The following is a 20,850-nucleotide window of genomic DNA, read 5'->3' as shown; positions in this document are numbered from 1 at the left end:
TGCATAAAGTTAACCAAATATATTTCAGCAAACAATAACATTTCAACAAAATAAATTACAGGCGGTGTGCCCCCGCTCTCCGCAGCTTAGCGTTAAGGACAAAAGTGGATACCGGCCCTGCGCGGGCATCTCGGGCCGGCCGCGCCCAATGCCTGTGCAGTATGAACGAATGGCCCGGCCGCAGGCAACGCCCATATTATACAAAGCTATCTACGCCACTTCAAGCTCTCTTTTCACCGCTGCCTGCCTTTTAAACAACACCACCGCAAACAAAGCCCCGGTTACTGCCATTACAACGCCTACCAACTCGGGCGAGGTAAAGCCGTAGCCCATGGCTATCGGCAGGCCGCCAAGGAACGCGCCTAAGGCGTTGCCGGTATTAAAGGCGGCTTGTGTGGCTGCCGCACCAAGCATTTCGGCCCCTTTGGCGGTGCGGATCATAAGGATCTGGATAGGGGAGCCGATGGCCATAGACAGGCTGCCGGTTATAAACGTCATGATGAGCGACAGCACCTGGTTGCCCGATACGAAATAGATGGTGATGAGCGCCACGGCCATGCTGATTAACAATATTAAGCAGGCTTTTACGGGAGCAACCCAGTCGGCCAGTTTGCCGCCCATAAAATTGCCAATTACCATGCCCAGGCCGGCAATGATAAGTACGAAGGGTACGGTATCTTTCGAAAAATGACTCACATCAGTCATAAGCGGGGCTATATAGCTGATCCAGCAAAACAGGCCGCCGGTGCCAATAGCAGTGATGAGCAAAATGAGCCAGGCCTCGCGGGTTTTAAAAAAGCCCATTTCAGATTTAATATCGCCTTCACGGCTCACCGGTAAAGCCGGAAGCCAAAGCTGGATGAACAACAGCGCCATCAGCCCGATAAAAGCGATAAGCCCAAACGTGTACCGCCACGAATAATGGTGACCGATGTAGGTACCCAGTGGAACGCTTAACAGGTTGGCAATGGTTAAACCGGCAAACATGACCGATATGGCCTGCGCCTGTTTCCCTTTCTCGGCCAGGCGGCTTGCCACTACCGAGCCCACGCCAAAGAAAGCGCCGTGTGGCAAACCGGATAACAACCGGGCGATAAACAAAGCATTATGATCGGGCGCGAAAGCCGAGAACGCGTTGAAAACGGTAAACATGACCATTAAGGCGATCAGTATTTTTTTAGGCGGATAGTTGCTGCTGATGGCCACCAGTAAAGGCGCGCCGATAACTACACCAAGCGCGTAGGCGGAGATGAGGTGCCCGGCCACGGGGATGCTCACCCGGAAATCTTTGGCGATATCAGGCAGTAGCCCCATCATTACAAATTCGGTGGTGCCTATGCCAAGGCCGCCAAGGGTAAGGGGAATTAAATTCTTTTTCAATTGGGGTTAAATTATGGTGATGCCGGCTTGCTTGTAGGCGGTTAGCCTATCGTCGTTGGCTTCGGCATCGGTAACAATAATATCTATAGCTGTCGCGGGGCTTATGTAGTACGATTCGGCGGTGTTTAATTTATCGATGGTGGATAGTGCGATGGTTTGGCCGGCCATTTCCATCATCGTACGTTTTACCTGTGCTTCGTCGTGGTTTACGGTAGTTAAGCCCATGGTTGGGTGAATGCTGCAAACGCTCATGAGGCACAAGTCGGCACGGAAGTTTTTGAAAGTCTGGATGGTTTCATAACCAATGGTGGTAAAAGCGGTTTTACAAAGCCGGCCGCCGGCAAATATCACTTCGGCCGTGGGATGATCTTCCAGCACGCTCACTACCGGGAAGCTGTGGGTAACCACAGTGATCTTCATATCGGCGGGGATCAACTCGGCCAGGGCCTGGATGGAGGTACCGCCGTCGAGGAAGATTACCTGCCCGTCTTTTATGAATTGTAATGCCTTTGAGGCTACAATACGTTTTTGGTCCATATCGTGCTTTTCCCTTGCCCGGAAGTGCCGCGGCGTAGGCGAATGCGCCACAGCCCCGCCGCGAACGGCTTTCAGCAGGCCTTGGTCCGACAGGCTTTTGATATCGCGACGGATGGTATCTTCTGATACATTGAGCGCGTTGCTGAGGTCGGTAAGTGATACGCTGCGCTGCCTTGCCACATGCGCCAATATTTGTTCTAAGCGTTCGTCCTTAATCATAGCTTAATTGCAATTTATTGCAAACTTAAAATAAAAGTTGCAAAATATTGCATAAAATGGTTTTCTTTGCAGAAAAATATTGCAAACCAGATGAAAAAAACGATAGCGATTGACATGGATGGCGTAATGGCCGATACCGAGCCCCATTTTTTTGACTACTATGAACAGGAAACCGGCATAAGGCTTACCCGGCAGGATATTGCAGGCATGACCGAGTACGACGCTTTTAAAGGCAAAGGCCACGGGATGGTGAACAAACCCGGCTTTTTCAGAACGTTGCCGCTGATGCAAGGAGCCGTTGAGGCGGTAAAATCATTAATGGAAGATTTTGAGGTGTATATTGTATCGGCAGCCATGGAGTTCCCGCTATCGCTTCCCGAGAAATACGAATGGCTGGCCGAGCACTTCCCGTTCATCAACTGGCGAAATATTGTTTTTTGCGGCGATAAAAGCATCATCAAAACCGACTTTTTAATTGACGACCACTGCAAAAACCTGGACTACTGCCACGGCAAGCCCATTATGTTTGATGCTTTCCATAATACCAACCTGCATCACCACCAAAGGGTTAATAATTGGGCCGAGGTGCTGGAACTGCTGGAGGGAGAACGGGAAGGAATCAAGAATTAAGACAGTTTTGTAGGGATGGATTGGAGTAGGCTTAATAATACAGAAGGAGGTAGTGCTTATTACCTATAAAATATTCAACTTCCCTGTCATCCTGGAGAAAGAAGGCTCTATTTACCGCATCGCATTATTGCCCTGTTTTAACTAAACTCATGGTATCCCATTTTATCTAAAACGGCCCTGTTTAACTTATCTTGTTTAGATTTCCAGGTATAAAATGCCAGTGTTTTTAATTTTTCCGGGAACTTGTAGGTGATGAACTTTTCAAAATCTATCGCCGAACTCGAAATTCTTAAATCTTCAAGCGAACTTAGTAGCTCAAGTCCAGTCATTGATTTCAGTGATTTGCAATCCAGTACTTTTATATCTTTTAAAAGCTTTAATTCCGGAAAATCTATCTCTTTTAATTGAATTTCATTTTCAACATGCAATGTTCTTAAGTTTTTAAACTTTTTAATAGCTGATAGGTCATTAAATCCTCTAACCCAATCAATAACAAGATTTTCAATACTATTTTCATCTATCTCGTTGATATCTGTCCTGCCGCCAAGTATTATTGACAATGTTTCAAGATATTTAAGATCGTTAACAAAACTTAATGGCACCTTGCTGACTGAATTCAATCGAAGTGTTTTTAGTTGTGTTAAGCTTGATAAGGCACTGATATTTTTTGTATGCCCAACTATTTGCAGATCTCTTAAATCGGTATAATCTTTAAGGTAATCAAGATTAAGCGCTTTACTTTTTGTATCACCAATTGACAGCTCATTAATGCTCTTTAGATTATCAAAGGACAATATTTCTAAATTTTCTAATTCAAATATCCCTAAGCGTATCTTATTTAAATATTTTAACTTTTTTAAGTTTTCAATATTCTTAACGCTCCTCACGCAGTCAATAGCTAGGGCTTTCACATTGGGAATTTCATCAAGCGTTGCACAATCAAATCCATCATTGTAAAACCTTACCATTAACCTGGAGTTGTTTTTTGAAACTAACTTATCTATTTGTAAAAGAGTTGCGGATGTATAAACTGGTTTTGAAAACTGTATGATTACTTCGTCATTATCTAACAACCGGTCGTTTAAAATCTGTTCGTCGATGATTGCCTGGTCCTGGATTCTAAAGTGTTTCACGTAATGATTTTTGTTGTTTTAATATTTATGTCGATAAATCTATACTTCAATTGATGCGCAATGAAGTTAGTAAATAATGTTAATCGGTAATGTACATCAAACTCCTACATTACCTGCACATATCATGAAAAGGGAAACAACCAGGCTATGCTTTGAAGATAATGACGGCAAGATGAACATAGCGATGTTCGGAGTGCATCGACTTGCCACCGCACCCCCTTTTTTATTTATTAAACTACTTTAATTTTATTGCGGCTACGCCTCAGTTCCTTTGTATCACATTAAAACGTAATACAAATGAAAACATCACCAGAAGAAACTATTAAACAATACGTAGCCTCGTGGAACGTACAAGGCGAGGACGACATTAAAGCGGCATTTGCCAAATGCTGGGCCGCCCATGCTATTTACACTGATCCTAACTATGAAAATGTAACCGGGGTTGACGGCATTGCCGCGCTGTGCGTAGGCTCGCACCAGTTAGCACCGGGCCGCATATTTCACTTACACACCCTGCCCGAGCATCACCATAACGTGGCTTTGTACACCTGGACGGTTGATATCCCCGGTAAAGAAGCCAAGGGCGGTACAGATTATATTGAATTTGATGCGGATGGGAAGATAGTAAGGTTGGTGAGCTTTTTTCCGCCGTTGCAGTAGGGGTATTGTTGCATAACCATGTTGCCATTGAATACTGTCATGCTGAGGTACGAAGCATCTATTCTACGCCTTGCAAAGTACGCGCACAGTTTGCGAATAGATGCTGCGTACCTCAGCATGACAGGTGGCTTTCGCTATGATTAAAAAACATCTGCACATCTGATATTTGAAATCTGCACATCAAAAAGTAAACCCCGCCTCACTATCCGGGTTATCCAGTTTATCGCTTTTGCGCTCGCCGCCTACGGTTACGTGCAGCATGTTTATTTGCTGGGGGTGTTCGGTATAAAGCAAATCGTCGTGCACATCAACCTTTTTGGGTTTGCTGATGCCTTTGGCTTCAAAGTAAACCCAGGCGCCATCTTCCTGAATCTCGTAGCCCAGGTAGGTTAGGGCAATAACTTTATTATCGGCTTTTATAGCCAGGTGCTTTTTAATGTAATCATTCAGCATCTCGTTTAGCTTCGCCTTGTTCTTGGGGTGTACAATATCAACCGGGGTTTTGTATTGCTTTTCTATGGTACGCTCCAGGTCGTCGTAAAAAATGCGGCAGCTTACCTCAACGCTTTGGGTTTTGGCGTTGTGGGTAATTTCGGTAACACTTACAAAAAAAGGGTGGAATAAGCTGAACAAGCTTATCATCATCAACTGTAACATCTCTCGTCCGGGTGTTTTATTTTCGACAAAAAACGTTATTTTTATTGGCAATTGCGAATTAGCTCAATGACTGACTTTTCATTATACTTCCAGTTAGGATGGCAACATATCTGTAACTGGGAGGGGTACGACCATATTTTATTCGTCGCCGTGCTTTGCGGTACCTACCTGCTGGCCGACTGGCGCAAGGTGTTGGTACTCGTTACGGCCTTCACTATTGGCCACTCTATCACGCTGGCTTTAAGTGTGTTAAACGTTATCCATATCAACACTTCGCTTATCGAGTTTTTAATTCCCGTTACTATAGTTTTTACAAGTTTGGTTAATGTGCTTAATAAAAAGCGCACAACGGGCACTATGCGGCTTAACTATGCGCTGGCCTTATTTTTTGGCCTTATACATGGCATGGGCTTTTCAAACTACTTAAAAAGTTTGCTGGGCACCATTACTAATATCACCGGCCAGCTGCTCGCTTTTAACCTCGGGCTGGAGTTTGGGCAGGTATTAATTGTAATATCTGCGTTACTTATCTCATTCCTGCTCGTCAAATTTGCCAAAACTCCACAGCGCGACTGGACGATGTTCCTGTCGTCGGCTATATTTGGAATTGCTTTTATAATGTGTATCGAACGTTTTTTCCTAATTAAATTCAGATGAATAAATTTTACCCTGCCCTATTTTCGTGCCTGCTGATGGCCTCGGCATCATGGGCACAACACGACAACAATCCCGGCTCCAATCACGGTAACCGTTTTGAGCAGCTGGGTACCATGCTAAGCACCCCAAACAGCTATCGCTCGGCATCGGGTGCGCCGGGGCCCAAGTACTGGCAACAGAAAGCCGACTACGAAATTAACGCCACCCTTAACGATGATAAGCAGCGTTTGGATGGATCGGAAACCATTACGTACAGCAACAACTCGCCCGATGCGCTTACCTACCTGTGGGTTCAGCTGGATGAAAACCAGCACATGAAGGATGCCGAAAGCTTTACTACTGCCGAAAGCAAAATGCAGGGCAAGATGACCATGCGCCAGCTGCAAGGCGTTATGGGCCACAACCTTGATTTGGGTAACCACATTGAGAGCGTAAAGGATGCCAATGGTGGTACCCTTAGCTATACTATTAACGAAACGATGATGCGTATTGAGTTGCCAACCACTTTGGCACCGGGCGCAAAATTTAAGTTTAAAATTAACTGGTGGTACAATATATCAGACAGGATGACTATTGGCGGCCGCGGCGGGTACGAGTACTTTGCCGAGGATAACAACTACCTGTACACCATGACGCAGTGGTACCCAAGAATGGCTGTTTATAGCGATTTCCAGGGGTGGCAAAACAAACAGTTTTTGGGCAGCGGTGAGTTTGCCTTAACTTTTGGTGATTTTAAAGTGAACATTAATGTACCTGCCGATCATTTGGTAGGCGGTACAGGCCAGTGCTCCAACTATGCCCAAAACCTTACCGGCGCGCAGCTAAGCCGCTGGAATAAGGCACAAACAGCAACCACACCTGTGCAGATAGTTACTTTGGATGAAGTTAAAAATGCCATGAAAGGCCATGCAACCGCCCGCAAAACATGGAGTTTCCATGCCGAAAACGTGCGCGATTTTGCATGGGTATCATCACGCCGTATTGTTTGGGATGCCATGAGCGCCCAGATTGAGGGCGGCCGCAAAGCGATGGCCATGTCATACTACGGCCCCGAGGCTTACCCGCTGTACAGCAAATATTCAACTAAAGTGGTTGCGCATACCATCAAAACGTATTCAAAACATACCATCCCGTACCCTTACCCCGTTGCTATTTCGGTTGAGGCGGCAAACGGTATGGAGTACCCGATGATCTGCTTTAACTTCGGCCGTGCCGAAAAGGATGGTACTTACAGCGAGGCCACCAAAAACGGGATGATAGGTGTAATTATCCATGAAGTTGGCCATAACTTTTTCCCGATGATCGTGAACTCGGACGAGCGCCAGTGGACCTGGATGGACGAAGGCCTGAACACATTTACGCAGTACCTTACCGAGCAGGAGTGGGACCCCAAATTCCCATCGTCACGCGGTCCGGCCTACAAAATTGTTGATTACATGAAAATGCCGAAGAATCAGCTGGAGCCTATCATGACCAACTCCGAAAACATTATCATGTTTGGTCCTAACGCTTACGCCAAACCGGCTACCGCGCTTAACGTACTGCGCGAGACTGTAATGGGCCGCGAGTTGTTTGATTATGCCTTTAAAACTTACGCCAAACGCTGGGCCTTCAAACACCCAACGCCCGAAGACTTGTTCCGCACCATGGAAGATGCATCGGCGGTTGACCTGGATTGGTTTTGGCGCGGATGGTTTTACGGAACCGAACCTGTAGACGTATCATTAGATAGCGTGAAATACTACAAATTAAACAGTAAAAATCCCGCCCTTGAAAGCGCTACAGACCGTGCCGCTTACGACCGTAACCTGGAAAACATCAGCACAACCCGCAACAAAGCGGCAGGTATGCAAACTACCGTAGAGGCCGATACCTCCCTGCAGGATTTTTACAGCAAATGGGACCGCTTTGCCCCAACACCTTTAACCGCTAAAGCCTACCAGGATATGTATGCTGGTTTAAGCCCCGACGAAAAGAAGTTTTACGATAGCAAAACCAATTTTTACGAACTTACCTTCAGCAACAAAGGCGGCCTGGTAAGCCCAATCATCATTGAGTGGACTTACACCGATGGCACCAAAGAGGTTGACAAACTGCCGGCCTATATCTGGCGCAAAAACGAGTTTAAGGTAAGCAAGGTATTTGCCAAAGCCAAAGAAGTAAAATCTATTAAACTTGACCCATACCGTGAAACCGCCGACATTGACGAAGCCAACAACAGCTGGCCCCGCGAATACGCCCCAACAAGGTTCGAGCTGTTTAAGCAACAGGTTTTACCAAGAGGAGCCACATCGGGCAGTAACCCGATGCAGGATGCCAGGAAAACGAATTAATATAAAAAAGAGGCTGATCATGATTTATGATACAGCCTCTTTTTTAATATTTAAGTAGGATTTATTATACCCCTAACAATAACCTTGCAGGATCTTCCAGCAGTTGTTTTACGCGTACCAGGAAGCTTACCGATTCGCGGCCGTCGATGATACGGTGATCATATGACAGCGCCAGGTACATCATCGGGCGGATAACCACCTGTCCGTTTACGGCAACAGGGCGCTCAATAATATTGTGCATGCCCAGAATGGCCGATTGCGGCGAGTTTAATATCGGAGTCGACATCATTGATCCAAACACACCACCGTTGGTGATGGTGAAGGTACCACCGGTCATTTCGGGAATGGTGAGTTTGTTTTCGCGGGCTTTACCGGCCAATACCACGATGGCTTTTTCAATTTCGGCAAGGCTAAGGCTATCGGCATTACGGATCACCGGAACAACCAGCCCTTTAGGGGCCGATACTGCGATAGAAACATCGGCGTAGTTGCTGTATACAATCTCTTCGCCTTCTATACGGGCATTTACAGCCGGCCAGTCTTTCAGCGCCTCGGTAACTGCCTTGGTGAAAAACGACATAAAGCCTAAACCAACGCCATGTTTCTCTTTAAATTTATCTTTGTACTTGCTGCGCAATTCCATGATAGGCTGCATATCCACTTCGTTAAAAGTGGTAAGCATGGCTGTTTCGTTTTTAACAGCTACCAAACGTTTGGCCACAGTTTTACGCAACGAGGTCATTTTCTCGCGTTTCTCGCTCCTTGAGTTTTGAGTTGCGGGTTCTGAGGTCTGAGGCGTGGGGGCTGTGGTCTGAGTAGCCGGGGCTGCTGGTTTTGCGCTTGCAGCTTGTGCACCCAATGCATCACCTTTGGTAATGCGGCCATCAACACCTGTACCCGATACGGCTTTAGGGTCAACGCCTTTTTCGGCTAATATTTTAGCAGCTGCGGGCGATGGGGTGCCTGAGGCATAAGTAACACCCCCGGGCTGTACCGCCGCACCGCCACGAGGCGATTCGTCGGTTGCGCTTACTACTGCGGGGGTAACTGCAATAGGGGCAGCGCCTACACCTTCAATAGTACACACAATAGCACCAATTGGCAATACGTCGCCCTCTTTGGCTATGGTTTTTAATACGCCGGCTTTTTCGGCAGTTAATTCAAATGTGGCTTTATCCGATTCCAGTTCGGCAATGGCCTCGTCCATTTCAACAGCATCGCCATCTTTTTTTATCCAGCGGGATAAAGTAACCTCGGTGATTGATTCACCTACGGTTGGCACTTTAATTTCTAAAGAACCACCACCTGCAACAGGTGCCGGAGCAGCAACAGGCGCGGCAGCGGCAACTGGGGCCGGTGCTGGTGCGTTAGCTACAACTTCGGGCTGTGGTTGTGCAGCCGGTGCAGGAGCAGCAGCGCCTTCGCCTTCTTCAATATTGGCAACTAATGCGCCAATGGCTAAAGTATCGCCCTCTTTGGCAACAATTTGTAAAGTACCTGCACGCTCGGCAGTAAGTTCAAAAGTGGCCTTGTCCGATTCTAACTCGGCAATAACCTCATCCATTTCCACGTGATCGCCATCCTTTTTTTTCCAGCTTGCCAGGGTTACTTCTGTTATTGATTCACCTACGGTAGGTACTTTGATCGCTAAACTCATATTTTAGTATTGTATATTTTTGAATGGTTGTACGTTATACGTTTTAAGTTGTACGTTTTGCATAGTCAGCTAACGTTGTAAGTTATACGTTGTACGTTTTTGATGAGCACGTATAACGTACCACGTAAAACGTATCACCTAACTCAATCCGCTCCGGCATCAGCCATTTTTTTGGTTGTCTTTTTTATTGCTTCTTTTACCACTTTACCGGCTGGCGCTTCAAATGCTTTTGAAACAATGTAGGCCTGCTGCGCGGCATGCTGTTTGGCAAAGCCGGTAGCGGTACTGCTGCCCTCGTTACGTGATATCACATTCAGGTTAATTACCGTATCGTTGTGGAATTTGCGGCAAATGTATGGCCACGCACCCATATTTTCGGGCTCTTCCTGTACCCAGATAAACTCGGTAGCTTTCTCGTATTTGGCTTTTACTTTTAGTATTTGCGTAACCGGGGTTGGGTATAGTTGCTCTACACGAACGATGGCTACGTCTTTGCGCTTATCGGCTTGTTGTTTATCCAGCAAATCGTAATAAACTTTACCGGTACAAAGCAGTACGCGTTTTACCTTTTTAGGATCGGCGTAAGTATCGTCAATCAGTTCGTGGAATTTACCGCTGGTAAAATCTTCTATCGGCGATACGCACTTAGGACTGCGCAATAAACTCTTAGGCGTAAATATAATAAGCGGCTTGCGGAAATCGCGGTGCATTTGCCTTCTTAATATATGGAAGAAGTTTGCCGGCGTAGTACAGTTAGCTACCTGGATATTATCATCGGCACAAAGCTCCATAAAACGCTCAACACGGGCCGATGAATGCTCTGGGCCCTGGCCTTCATAACCATGAGGCAGCAACATCACCAGGCCATTACCGCGTTGCCATTTAGTTTCGGCACTGGCAATATATTGGTCAACAATGATCTGTGCACCGTTAAAGAAATCGCCAAACTGAGCTTCCCAGATGGTTAGTGCGTTAGGGTTAGCCAAAGCGTAACCGTACTCAAAACCAAGTACGCCATATTCAGATAGGAGGGAGTTGTAAATACTCAGTTTAGCATCTGTTTCGATGGTTGCCAATGGCGTATACTCATCTTCCGAATCGGCAAGGGTTAATACCGCGTGGCGGTGCGAGAAAGTACCGCGCTTAACATCTTCACCACTTAACCTTAAAGGGTAGCCCTCTTTTAATAAGGTTCCGTAAGCTAAAAGTTCGCCCATGGCCCAGTCAAAAACCTTGGTCTGGTTCACCATCGTTTTGCGGTCTTCAAACAGCTTTTCAATTTTTTTGAAAAACTCCATGTCGGCCGGCAGTGTGGTTAACTTATTACCTATTGCTAATAGTTCTTCTTCGGGTACCGATGTATCAATTGCTTTCACAAACTCTTTATGGCTGGCCAGGTGTAAACCGCTCCAGGCGCCTTCAAACATGGCAATGGTATCGGTAAACCTGTCTTCGGCTTTTGATTCATCCAGCTTTTGCTGCAACTCATCCTTAAATGCTTTCTCAACCCCTTTCAGGTAAGTGGCATCAATGCTGCCTTCATCAATCAGTTTTTGATTGTAAATTTTCAGCGGGTTAGCATGCGCCTCAATAGCCTTGTACAACAACGGCTGGGTGAATTTTGGTTCATCAGCCTCGTTGTGGCCGTAGCGGCGGTAACACAGGATATCTATAAATACATCCTCGTTAAATACCTGCCTGTACTCCATGGCCAGGTTAACAACGTAGGCCAAAGCCTCCACATCATCGCCATTTACGTGGAATACCGGGGACAAAACTGTTTTTGCCACATCGGTACAATAAGTACTTGAACGGGCATCTTTATAGTTGGTGGTAAAACCTATCTGGTTATTGATAACCAGGTGAATAGTGCCGCCGGTGCGGTAGCCATCCAGTTTTTCCATTTGTAAAACTTCGTAAACAATACCCTGGCCTGCAACAGATGCATCGCCATGGATCAATATAGGGGCGATTTTTGAGTGATCGCCATTATATTTAAAATCGATTTTGGAACGGGTGATACCTTCTACAACCGGGTCAACCGCCTCTAAATGCGATGGATTGGGGCAAAGGCTCAGGTGCACTTTTTTTCCGTTTGATGTGGTTACATCGGTTGAAAAGCCTAAATGGTATTTAACATCACCACCAAAAGGCGATTCAGAATCAAAGTTTTTACCTTCAAACTCCGAGAATACCTCTTTATAGGTTTTCTCCATAATATTGGTAAGCACATTTAAGCGACCGCGGTGGGCCATACCGATGATGAACTCCTCGATACCCAAATCGGCACCTTTTTTAATAACCGAATCCATGGATGGGATCAGCGCCTCGGCTCCTTCGAGCGAGAAACGTTTTTGCCCCAGGAATTTAGTACCCAAAAAGTTTTCGAACGTAACAGCCTCGTTGAGCTTGTTCAGCATCGATTTTTTCTCGTCGATGGTGAAAGACGGTGTGTTGCGGTTTTTTTCCATCCTATCCTCAAACCATTTGATTTTGATAGGATTGCGAATGTACCTGTACTCGGCGCCAATGGCACGGCAGTAAGTATCTTCCAGTAATTGGCGAATGTCGCTCAGCTTAGCAGCGCCCAGGCCAACTTCAACACCAGAGTTAAAAACGGTATCCAGGTCGGCCTCGCTCAAGCCGAATGTTTCCAGCTCTTTACCCGGATAATAGTGACGGCGCTCCCGAACCGGGTTGGTTTTAGCAAACAGGTGGCCGCGTGAGCGGTACCCATCTATCATGTTAAGCACTTTGATCTCTTTTAAAAAGTGATCATAAGTTTTATCATCAACGCCAGGTGCAGCTGTTGAAGCTGCTGTGCCTGTTGCATTTGTGTTTATGTTAAATTCAAACCCCTCGAAAAACTTTTGCCAGCCATAATCTACCGATTCGGGGTCTTGTTTGTATGCTTCGTATAAGGAATTGATGTAGTCTGCGTTGCCGCTATTGATATAATTTAGACGATCCATGTGAAAATGATCTTTAAAACAGTGCAAAAGTAAGCATATACGGTAATATACTTCACAATTAATTGTAAAGAAATTCAGTTAAAAATGATGCAGTTTTGATGGGAATGAATGGTTTGGAGGATAAAATACGGTTGGTTATGATTGAAAAGACTAAAACTTAATCTGGCCATATCTCTCCTCGTGCTATCAAATAGAACTGTTAGCGGGTGCGGAACCTTGGTCCCCGCGTAAAGTTTTGAATTTTTATGGAGAGCAATTATTGAACAAATATTATTATTTTTGTTAATATGAATGCAGATTTAAACATCAATGAAATCCTGTTGCAGGTTGAACGGCTGGACAAAGAAGATCAGCTAAGTCTTTTAGAAAAGCTTGCACTAATGATCCGTAAATCTGAACGAAAACAAAAACAGACAAAACTATCTTCACTGTCCGGCATAGGCTCATCTTTATGGAGCAACTTAGACATTGATGAATATGTAGATCAGGAAAGACAGTGGTAATTACGGTGTCCCAATGTGTCTTTTAATTGCAAATACTACGCATCACCGTTATACTTTATTTTTCCCTCGATTAATCTCGTTATTCTGCCAATAGTTTCAGCATTTATTTGATTGATTCCAATTACCTCGAATTCTGATATTCTTAATGTTGGATTCAAGTTATTGTGTTGAGGAAGCAAGTCACGAAAGCAGTCTAAATAAGCCCTTTGATGGGTGCGCCCTCCTACAAAATTAAAGTCTATAGTAACCTTATTTGATCTATACTTATTTGCACGGACAGCATGTGCTAAACATAGTTTTTTCCATTCATCGACGGAATAGTTTAGTTTCAAATCTTTTGGATAATTATTCAACGCCGTTAGTCGAGCTGTACTAAAATGTTGAAATTCATCAAATTCAAAAAGGAAATTATATTTCCCACCAAAATAGGCATCGCATTGTAATTGAACTCTCCTTTTAATCGAATTATTCCCTCCCAAGTCAGAATGTATCTTGTCAATTATATGGTAGGACTCTTTAAAATGACCTTGTTGATGTTGATTTATAAACCAGTGAAACTTTTCTGATCGAGGTCTCTCGCCTAAAATCGAGCTAACAATTTCAGTAATTAACTTTTGTTTTTCTCCAACAGGCATGATATTTTACAGTAAATAAAATTGTCTTAAAAAACGAAAAGCCCCATCACACCCCTACCAAATCCCCGGCCTCATCTACAGGTGATGACTCCCAGGTGGTCACAAAATCGCTTTTGGTATCCAGTTCTTTTTGCGGGATTGCCGCTATGGTGTACTTGCTTACTTTGGCATCATTTATACCGGCAATAAAGGCCCAGTTGCCCCAGTTACTTGCAGGCGAGTAATCTATCAGTTTTTCTTCAAAATAGGCGGCCCCTTTAATCCAATCGGCTTTTAAATCATTTACAAGGTAAGTGGCTACTATCTGGCGGCATTGGTTGCAAATGTAACCTGTGGCATTTAACTCATGCATACAGGCGTCAATGAACGGGATGCCGGTTTTGCCTGCCGACCATTTATCAAAGTTTTCGTTGTTTATGGCAACCGTTTCTTCAGTAACTTTTGCCTGGATGAATTTCTGTCCGTGTTTTTTAAACATAAACCTGAAATAGTCGCGCCATAACAGCTCCAGTTTCAGCATGCTGCTTTGGGCATCGTTATGCTTAAATATTTCCCAGTAAACCTGTCTTGGCGAAATACAGCCTACAGCCAGCCATGGGGATAATTTTGAGGTATTGGTAATGATGCCTGCTTTACCCTTGGCTTTAACGGCTAGGTCGGTTTTTGAAAAATATTTATGCAACTGTACCAGCGCGGCTGTTTCGCCACCCTGAAAATAATTGGTTGCCCGCACATCGTCAACAGGTTGGTTTAAGCCTAACTGCTGTAGGGTTGGCAATTCACCCCAGTCGACAATATCGGGGGTATAAATATGTTCGGGCGTGGGTACACATGGGCGTACGTTGCTGTCGCGCTCAACTTTCTTTTTAAATATGGCAAAACTATCGGGGATATCTTTTATCGGGAAGGGTAAATCCTCCTTGTGGTACATGGTATGCCCAATAAAGTGCTTCAGGTTAAGCCGCAGTTTCCAAAGGGCAGCTTCAACCTCCTCCGATTTTGCAGTTTCTTCGTAGGCTACCTCCCGGTGGTGATATACTTCACTTACCTGGTATCGACTTGCAAGCTGGGGTATAATTTCGGCCGGGTTACCTATGCGGATAATCAGTTCGGCACCGTAGCCCTGCAGGTTTTTACGTAAATCGGCCACCGCCTCCAATAAAAACCGGGCCCTGAAACTTCCTGTTTTGCTGGCGCCAGATGCTGTTTGCTGAAAATAATACGGATCAAAACAATATACCGGCAGAACTTTATCAGCCTTGCGTACGGCTTCTAACAAAATTTCGTTATCATGTATCCGCAAGTCATTTCTAAACCAAACCAGTATCGTTCTATCGCTCATAGTTAAACAGGGAGTTAACTGTATTAATGCAGGCTACAAATTTGCAATTTATTTATTTCTCCTGCACCGTTCGCTGCAATATTTGACATCTTCCCAACATTTTTCCCATTTTTTGCGCCAACYAAAAGGCTTTTTGCAAACTGCACAGGTTTTATGAGGCAAGTTTTTTGCAGACATAATGGCTAAAGATAGGCTATCTGTGTCAAAAAAACACATTGGTCATTATCAAATGCCAAAAAAGCTGAATAAAAACTTACTTATCCGTCTTGATTTTAGCCCTGATGATTGAATCTTTTTGCGCGTTCGTAAGCTTATAATTAAACCCGAAAAGTGCTCCCTCAAAATCACCATAAGATGGATTAGGGATGATGATGTACCTGCTGCCAAATTCTTTTTCCAGCTTTTGGGTGGTAGCCGCCCGGCTTTCCTCTGTGGGGTGGTTATCATACAGTATATCAAAATCGGGCAGGTTATCGCCACAAAGCAGCAGGATATTGTGGGTTTTCAGCACGTTTAACCTCCGGGCTTCTTTACTTGATGTACCCGTTTTTAATTGCAGGTGTGCGTCGTCGGCGTTTGGCAAGCCATATAACTGCAGGTTTTTAAGGGTTGTTGCCCGCTCATTTTCGTTACGGTTGGTGATGTAAAAAATAGTGACGCCTCTTGAGGCGGCATATTTAAAAAACGCCGGGGCACCTGGTACCGTATCGGCCACAGTCTTGTCGGTCCACTCCTTCCAGGTTGCATCGGTATAGTCTTTGTTTTGCAAGGCACGGGCTGCATCATAGGGGCTATTATCCAATAGGGTTTCGTCAATATCGGTAACAATGGCCAGTGGCTTGCCGCCCGGATTTTTTACACCTTCATCAACCCTAAGCCTGGCAATATTATAGGCCTGGAAACATAMAGCCTTATACTCTGCCGCCCTTTGCTGCCATATAGACGCCCATGCTTTACCGTTATTAGTGATGGATGAAGCGCTGTTTGTAGCTACGGGTTTTGTTGCGGCACAGGCTGTAAATAATAGGATTACGGGCAGTAGGTGTATTTTTTTCATTGGTAGTATATTGTTGAGATTTGGATTTTGTCAAATTCTGCTGGGGCGATGACGTATATCGCACGGCGGCGAAGACTCACCCGGCCCCGATGCATCGAGGGCCACCGTCTCTTCGGCTGCGCCGGAAAGAGGGGCTGGAAATTTCATTACCTGGTTTGCTCATTTTTTATTATAATATGCGTCGTTCAAGCCCCTCTTTCCAACGAAGTTGAAGAGAGGGTGGCCCAGCGCAGCGTTGGCCGGGTGAGTCTTCGCCTGCGTTTAAAGCCGATAACTATTTGAACCAAAACACATGATAGCAACTTAATTAACCGTCACAAACCATTTTAAAATTTCGCAAAACCCTATATTCCAGCACCAAAATAGCTTTACAACAGCTCAGGCTTAATTTTATCCGTGAACTCTTTGGCAAATTTATTCAGTTTCGGCTGGATAACAAACGCGCAGTAGGACTGGCCCGGATTATCGTTAAAATAATTTTGATGGTAATCTTCGGCCTGATAAAACTGGCTGGCCGGCGTTACCTCGGTTACTATCGGGCTGTCAAAAACCTTTTCATTGGTTAGGGTATTAATCATGGCAATGGCCGCGTCCTTTTGCTCAGCGGTTGTATAAAATATGGCCGAGCGGTATTGCGTCCCTACATCATTACCCTGGCGGTTAAGGGTTGTAGGGTTGTGAGTTTTAAAGAAAACGAGCAACAGTTCGTCTAAAGATAATACATCGGCATCGTACTCCAGTTCAATAACCTCGGCATGGCCCGTAGTGCCGGTGCAAACCTGTTTATAGGTGGGGTTATCAACATGGCCGCCCATATAGCCCGATGTTACCGAAATTACTCCCTTAAGCGATTGAAAAACGGCTTCGGTGCACCAAAAGCACCCGTTGCCGAAAGTTATTTTTTGAATATTTGAAGGCATTTTATTGTTTTGTTTAAATTGATAAACAGCTCCATAATAAGTGTTGTTTCAATCATAAATTGCCACATAGTCTTGAGTCGAAAGTCTTAAGTTCTAAGCCGGAAATGGACAAATTTCGACTTAAGACTTCCAACTGAAGGCCACTAACTTAATACCGGAGCCGTTACGTAATGTAAAAATACTCATTTGCGAGCCTTTTTGTTTCATTACTGTGTAAGGATTTTGTGGGGAGGGGGAAGCGCTTAATGTTAATGCGGATAACCATCAACTCATTAAAACCCACGTAACATTCTTGATAGATTACTATATTTGAGCCCTGCTTTATCCCCATGATTCAAAAACTATCCAAACTTATTTATTATAAACCCTTTGTATATTCTGCGTGGTTTGGTTTGAGTTTCCTCATCGTGCTGAAAGAGATCCTGAACCACCAGGGTTTTAATAACTACACTATTTTCAAATACAATTTTTTACATACGCTGCACCAGCAAAACCTGTACGCCGCTTATCCCGAACATTATTACGACCTGAATCATTACGGCCCTATATTTTCAATCATATTTGCGCCCTTTACGTTTTTTCCCGATTACGTGGGTATTATGCTTTGGGTAATGTTTAACGCTTTTGTACTGTTTAAAGCCATCCAGCTGCTGCCGCTGAAGCAAAATCAATATGTGATTGTATTACTTATTTGCGCCCATGAATTAATGACAGCATCGGCCAACGTGCAAAGTAACCCCCTGGTGGCCGGGCTTATTATCCTAAGTTTCAATTTCATCAACAAAAAACAGGATTTTTGGGCGGCGCTAATGATTGCACTGGGCACGTTCATCAAATTGTACGGTATTGTAGGCCTGGCGTTCTTCTTTTTTTCCGATAACAAACTCAAGTTCATCGCCAGCTTTATTTTTTGGTCGGTAGTCATGTTTGTATTGCCGATGCTCATATCGTCGCCAGCGTTTATTGTGCAAACCTACCGCGATTGGTATATAGACCTGAAAGGTAAAAACCTACAAAACGAAGGCTCTATTATGCAGGATATTTGTGTAATGGGCTTCTTTCGCAAAATATTAAACTACCCGGGGCTTAAAAACACGGTGGTAATTATCCCTGCAATGGCGTTGTTCGCCGTTTCATACCTGCGGATAAACTGTTTTAAATCGACGCCTTACCGTTTACTTATCCTGTCATCGGCATTAATATTTGCTGTAATTTTCAGTAGCGGATCCGAGTCGCCTACTTATATCATTGCGTTTGCGGGTGTGGGTATCTGGTTTATGAATTTAAACAGGCCCGTAACCGGTTTCGAAATATTTTTGCTGGTACTGGCCATCATCTTAACCACCCTGTCGCCATCTGATCTTTTCCCACGATCCATTCGCGAAACGTATGTGCTGCCTTACAAATTAAAGTCGCTGCCCTGTTTTTTAATCTGGCTGAAAATAGTGTACGAAACACTAAGCCGGACTTTTGTAAAGTCAGAAACCAGGCCTGCATTATAATTTCAATGTCTGTTTTTTACACCTTTTCTTCTATCCTTCAATACTTCAGAATTTCTTCAGATTTAAGCATTAAAATGCGCTTTGTAATTAAAATGATACATAAATTATTATTTTTGTAAAGAGAAAGTTACATTTATACAAAAAACTACGTATTGACGAAAAGCGGGGCATTGGTGTACTGGAATCCTAACAGTAAAACAAGCACAGTTGCTATTGATTTATGTGTTTTTTTTAATGACCAATTAAATATTCATACGGTAAAAGCTGACCTGCAGCAACCTTAAAACCTATTGAGCAATATGATTTCCGATTTAAAGATGAAGCTCTCTATCATTATCCCCTGCCATAATGAGCAGAATAATGTGGGGTTTCTGATCCAGGCGCTTACCAAAACGCTAAACGAAACTGAATATAATTTCGAGTTGATTTTTGTTGACGACGGCAGCAGCGATAACACTGTTAATGAGATAAAATTCAACGCCGAAATATATCCGAACGTATTTTTCATTGAGCTTTCCAGGAACTTTGGGAAAGATAATGCCCTTAAGGCCGGCATTGGTATTGCTACCGGCGATGCCGTTATAACCATGGATGCAGATATGCAGCACCCGCCCAGCCTGATAATAAAAATGCTGCAGTTTTGGGAAGAAGGCTATGACATTGTTTATACATACCGCGAAAACGCAAATCCGCATGCAAAATTTTACCAGAAAGCTACTTCAAAACTTTTTTACAAAGGCATAAACATGCTATCGGACATTAAGTTGGAAGATGGCACTGCCGACTTTAGGCTGATGGACGAAAAGGTTGTAAGGCAATTAAAACAAATTGATGAACATGAATTGTTTTTAAGGGGCATCATTAAATGGGCCGGTTTTAAACAATACGGCATACCCTACACCCCCTCAAAAAGGCATACCGGCGAAGTCAGCTATTCATTTATAAAACTGGTAAAGCTGGCTGTGGGCAGCATTATGGCTTTTAGTGCAAGGCCTTTGTATATCATGACAGGCGTTGGCTTAACAGTTTCCCTGATGACTATTTTTTACATCCCTTATGTTTTAATTAGCTTTGCCGAAGGTTATGCCGTTAACGGATGGGCATCTATTATAGCTACCATAGCATTTTTTGGGGGCCTGCAGTTAATGGTATTAAGCATCATCGGCGTATACGTAGGCAAAATATTTATGCAGTCAAAAGCACGTCCAAATTATCTCATCAGGTCTACCAACCTTGTAAATGTAAATAATGATCTTATTAGGGTTTGATATCGAGGAGTTTGATATGCCATTGGAGTATGGCAAACAAATATCATTTGCCGAGCAGCTTTCTATATCAACCCAGGGTACTAACGTTATTTTGGCCATATTAAAAGCGGCAAAAATTAACGCTACCTTTTTTTGCACAGCAAATTATGCCGTGCATAAGCCGGAAGTTATTAGCCAGATTGTAAATGAAGGCCATGAAATAGCCTCGCACGGTTACTATCATTCAGATTTTAAACCCGAGCACCTGGCGCAATCAAAAACCAAACTCGAAGAAATATCCGGAACCGGGGTAACCGGCTTCCGTATGGCCAGGATGATGCCGGTTGATGAACGCGAAATAGCCAAAGCTGGCTATACCTACAATTCATCCATCAATCCCACATTTATCCCCGGCAGGTACAATAACTTTGGCAAGTCCCGCAGCTGGTTTTACGATCAGGATGTGTTGCAGATACCGGCATCCGTATCGCCGTTGATCCGTTTCCCGTTATTTTGGCTCAGCTTTCATAACCTGCCCATGGGGCTGTTAAAGTGGATGAGCGGTATCACCCATAAAAAAGATGGCTACCTTAACCTGTATTTTCACCCCTGGGAATTTACTAACCTGCACGATGCCCGATTTGGATTTCCCAAATATGTGGTTAAAAACTCGGGGCAACCTTTTGCAAACAGGCTGGAAGAGTTTATCAGCTGGGGAAAGTCAAAGGGCTACGAATTTATGCGGACAGATGAATTTGCCAAAGGGGTAGATAAAAAGAAGCTCACCTTAGTTGCTTAGGCGGTTACCT

At 44.3% G+C, this 20,850-nt stretch carries 19 protein-coding genes; 8 read left to right on the top strand and 11 right to left on the bottom strand.

Annotated elements, in window-relative coordinates; translation table 11 throughout:
• Window positions 1-210: 210 nt before the first annotated feature.
• Together AC1DV1_RS14990 and AC1DV1_RS14985 are read right to left on the bottom strand one after the other, a co-directional pair.
• Window positions 211-1,380: an MFS transporter gene (locus AC1DV1_RS14990; RefSeq protein ID WP_477360534.1), complete on the bottom strand. Its 1,170-nt coding sequence runs from the start codon at window positions 1,378-1,380 to the stop codon at window positions 211-213.
• 6 nt (window positions 1,381-1,386) lie between these two features.
• The gene (locus tag AC1DV1_RS14985) at window positions 1,387-2,136 is read right to left on the bottom strand and encodes a DeoR/GlpR family DNA-binding transcription regulator (RefSeq protein WP_477360532.1); all 750 of its coding nucleotides are present in this window, start codon (window positions 2,134-2,136) and stop codon (window positions 1,387-1,389) included.
• A 90-nt stretch (window positions 2,137-2,226) separates the two neighbouring features.
• Between AC1DV1_RS14985 and AC1DV1_RS14980 the strand changes: the two genes are divergently transcribed.
• Complete coding sequence (locus AC1DV1_RS14980) at window positions 2,227-2,766, top strand: 5' nucleotidase, NT5C type (RefSeq protein WP_477360530.1); 540 nt, start codon at window positions 2,227-2,229, stop codon at window positions 2,764-2,766.
• A 137-nt stretch (window positions 2,767-2,903) separates the two neighbouring features.
• Here AC1DV1_RS14980 and AC1DV1_RS14975 read toward each other — a convergent pair whose 3' ends face one another.
• Complete coding sequence (locus AC1DV1_RS14975; RefSeq protein ID WP_477360528.1) at window positions 2,904-3,899, bottom strand: hypothetical protein; 996 nt, start codon at window positions 3,897-3,899, stop codon at window positions 2,904-2,906.
• Window positions 3,900-4,196: 297 nt separating this feature from the next.
• On the opposite strand from AC1DV1_RS14975, the gene AC1DV1_RS14970 reads away from it, so the two are divergent.
• Entirely contained in the window at window positions 4,197-4,559 is a 363-nt protein-coding gene (locus AC1DV1_RS14970) for a nuclear transport factor 2 family protein (protein WP_477360526.1), read from the top strand.
• 180 nt (window positions 4,560-4,739) lie between these two features.
• Here AC1DV1_RS14970 and AC1DV1_RS14965 read toward each other — a convergent pair whose 3' ends face one another.
• On the bottom strand, window positions 4,740-5,216 hold the full coding sequence (locus AC1DV1_RS14965; protein ID WP_477360524.1) for a DUF6702 family protein: 477 nt from the start codon (window positions 5,214-5,216) through the stop codon (window positions 4,740-4,742).
• Window positions 5,217-5,282: 66 nt separating this feature from the next.
• Here AC1DV1_RS14965 and AC1DV1_RS14960 point away from each other — a divergent pair, with 66 nt between their 5' ends.
• Together AC1DV1_RS14960 and AC1DV1_RS14955 are read left to right on the top strand one after the other, a co-directional pair.
• Complete coding sequence (locus tag AC1DV1_RS14960) at window positions 5,283-5,873, top strand: HupE/UreJ family protein (protein WP_477360522.1); 591 nt, start codon at window positions 5,283-5,285, stop codon at window positions 5,871-5,873.
• A complete protein-coding gene (locus AC1DV1_RS14955; protein ID WP_477360520.1) occupies window positions 5,870-8,206 on the top strand; it encodes a M1 family metallopeptidase in 2,337 nt (778 codons plus the stop codon). The genes AC1DV1_RS14960 and AC1DV1_RS14955 overlap by 4 nt, the downstream gene beginning before the upstream one ends.
• A gap of 64 nt (window positions 8,207-8,270) precedes the next feature.
• Here AC1DV1_RS14955 and odhB read toward each other — a convergent pair whose 3' ends face one another.
• Both odhB and AC1DV1_RS14945 read right to left on the bottom strand, forming a co-directional pair.
• Window positions 8,271-9,863 (bottom strand): 2-oxoglutarate dehydrogenase complex dihydrolipoyllysine-residue succinyltransferase, encoded by a 1,593-nt coding sequence (gene odhB, locus AC1DV1_RS14950; protein ID WP_477360518.1) that lies wholly within the window; start codon window positions 9,861-9,863, stop codon window positions 8,271-8,273.
• 143 nt (window positions 9,864-10,006) lie between these two features.
• Window positions 10,007-12,835, bottom strand: a complete 2,829-nt coding sequence (locus tag AC1DV1_RS14945) for a 2-oxoglutarate dehydrogenase E1 component (protein ID WP_477360516.1) — start codon at window positions 12,833-12,835, stop codon at window positions 10,007-10,009.
• Window positions 12,836-13,122: 287 nt separating this feature from the next.
• On the opposite strand from AC1DV1_RS14945, the gene AC1DV1_RS14940 reads away from it, so the two are divergent.
• On the top strand, window positions 13,123-13,338 hold the full coding sequence (locus AC1DV1_RS14940) for a hypothetical protein (protein ID WP_147053055.1): 216 nt from the start codon (window positions 13,123-13,125) through the stop codon (window positions 13,336-13,338).
• Window positions 13,339-13,373: 35 nt separating this feature from the next.
• Here AC1DV1_RS14940 and AC1DV1_RS14935 read toward each other — a convergent pair whose 3' ends face one another.
• The 5 genes from AC1DV1_RS14935 to msrA form a co-directional block, all read right to left on the bottom strand.
• Window positions 13,374-13,973 carry a hypothetical protein gene (locus AC1DV1_RS14935; protein ID WP_477360514.1) on the bottom strand — a complete coding sequence of 200 codons (600 nt, stop codon included), beginning with the start codon at window positions 13,971-13,973 and terminating at the stop codon, window positions 13,374-13,376.
• 46 nt (window positions 13,974-14,019) lie between these two features.
• The gene (locus AC1DV1_RS14930) at window positions 14,020-15,315 is read right to left on the bottom strand and encodes a DASH family cryptochrome (protein ID WP_477360512.1); all 1,296 of its coding nucleotides are present in this window, start codon (window positions 15,313-15,315) and stop codon (window positions 14,020-14,022) included.
• A 48-nt stretch (window positions 15,316-15,363) separates the two neighbouring features.
• Window positions 15,364-15,492 (bottom strand): DUF2256 domain-containing protein, encoded by a 129-nt coding sequence (locus tag AC1DV1_RS14925; protein WP_477360510.1) that lies wholly within the window; start codon window positions 15,490-15,492, stop codon window positions 15,364-15,366.
• 76 nt (window positions 15,493-15,568) lie between these two features.
• Window positions 15,569-16,372, bottom strand: a complete 804-nt coding sequence (locus AC1DV1_RS14920; protein ID WP_477360508.1) for a 5'-nucleotidase, lipoprotein e(P4) family — start codon at window positions 16,370-16,372, stop codon at window positions 15,569-15,571.
• 368 nt (window positions 16,373-16,740) lie between these two features.
• The gene (msrA, locus tag AC1DV1_RS14915) at window positions 16,741-17,292 is read right to left on the bottom strand and encodes a peptide-methionine (S)-S-oxide reductase MsrA (RefSeq protein ID WP_477360506.1); all 552 of its coding nucleotides are present in this window, start codon (window positions 17,290-17,292) and stop codon (window positions 16,741-16,743) included.
• Window positions 17,293-17,621: 329 nt separating this feature from the next.
• Here msrA and AC1DV1_RS14910 point away from each other — a divergent pair, with 329 nt between their 5' ends.
• The 3 genes from AC1DV1_RS14910 to AC1DV1_RS14900 all read left to right on the top strand — a co-directional run bounded on the left by AC1DV1_RS14910 (window position 17,622) and on the right by AC1DV1_RS14900 (window position 20,840).
• Window positions 17,622-18,794 (top strand): glycosyltransferase family 87 protein, encoded by a 1,173-nt coding sequence (locus tag AC1DV1_RS14910; RefSeq protein ID WP_477360504.1) that lies wholly within the window; start codon window positions 17,622-17,624, stop codon window positions 18,792-18,794.
• Between the two features lie 299 nt (window positions 18,795-19,093).
• Entirely contained in the window at window positions 19,094-20,062 is a 969-nt protein-coding gene (locus AC1DV1_RS14905; protein ID WP_477360502.1) for a glycosyltransferase family 2 protein, read from the top strand.
• Complete coding sequence (locus tag AC1DV1_RS14900; RefSeq protein ID WP_477360500.1) at window positions 20,043-20,840, top strand: polysaccharide deacetylase family protein; 798 nt, start codon at window positions 20,043-20,045, stop codon at window positions 20,838-20,840. The genes AC1DV1_RS14905 and AC1DV1_RS14900 overlap by 20 nt, the downstream gene beginning before the upstream one ends.
• Window positions 20,841-20,850 lie beyond the last annotated feature (10 nt).

Source organism: Mucilaginibacter sp. P4_D1 (assembly GCF_056401935.1).
This window is presented reverse-complemented; position numbering and strand designations above follow the sequence as displayed.

Coding starts and splice junctions, on each gene's coding strand:
- AC1DV1_RS14985 (WP_477360532.1), bottom strand. CDS start 2,136: ATGATTAAGGACGAACGCTTAGAACAAATATTGGCGCATGTGGCAAGG.
- AC1DV1_RS14980 (WP_477360530.1), top strand. CDS start 2,227: ATGAAAAAAACGATAGCGATTGACATGGATGGCGTAATGGCCGATACC.
- AC1DV1_RS14970 (WP_477360526.1), top strand. CDS start 4,197: ATGAAAACATCACCAGAAGAAACTATTAAACAATACGTAGCCTCGTGG.
- AC1DV1_RS14965 (WP_477360524.1), bottom strand. CDS start 5,216: ATGTTACAGTTGATGATGATAAGCTTGTTCAGCTTATTCCACCCTTTT.
- AC1DV1_RS14960 (WP_477360522.1), top strand. CDS start 5,283: ATGACTGACTTTTCATTATACTTCCAGTTAGGATGGCAACATATCTGT.
- AC1DV1_RS14955 (WP_477360520.1), top strand. CDS start 5,870: ATGAATAAATTTTACCCTGCCCTATTTTCGTGCCTGCTGATGGCCTCG.
- odhB (WP_477360518.1), bottom strand. CDS start 9,863: ATGAGTTTAGCGATCAAAGTACCTACCGTAGGTGAATCAATAACAGAA.
- AC1DV1_RS14945 (WP_477360516.1), bottom strand. CDS start 12,835: ATGGATCGTCTAAATTATATCAATAGCGGCAACGCAGACTACATCAAT.
- AC1DV1_RS14940 (WP_147053055.1), top strand. CDS start 13,123: ATGAATGCAGATTTAAACATCAATGAAATCCTGTTGCAGGTTGAACGG.
- AC1DV1_RS14935 (WP_477360514.1), bottom strand. CDS start 13,973: ATGCCTGTTGGAGAAAAACAAAAGTTAATTACTGAAATTGTTAGCTCG.
- AC1DV1_RS14930 (WP_477360512.1), bottom strand. CDS start 15,315: ATGAGCGATAGAACGATACTGGTTTGGTTTAGAAATGACTTGCGGATA.
- msrA (WP_477360506.1), bottom strand. CDS start 17,292: ATGCCTTCAAATATTCAAAAAATAACTTTCGGCAACGGGTGCTTTTGG.
- AC1DV1_RS14910 (WP_477360504.1), top strand. CDS start 17,622: ATGATTCAAAAACTATCCAAACTTATTTATTATAAACCCTTTGTATAT.
- AC1DV1_RS14905 (WP_477360502.1), top strand. CDS start 19,094: ATGATTTCCGATTTAAAGATGAAGCTCTCTATCATTATCCCCTGCCAT.
- AC1DV1_RS14900 (WP_477360500.1), top strand. CDS start 20,043: ATGATCTTATTAGGGTTTGATATCGAGGAGTTTGATATGCCATTGGAG.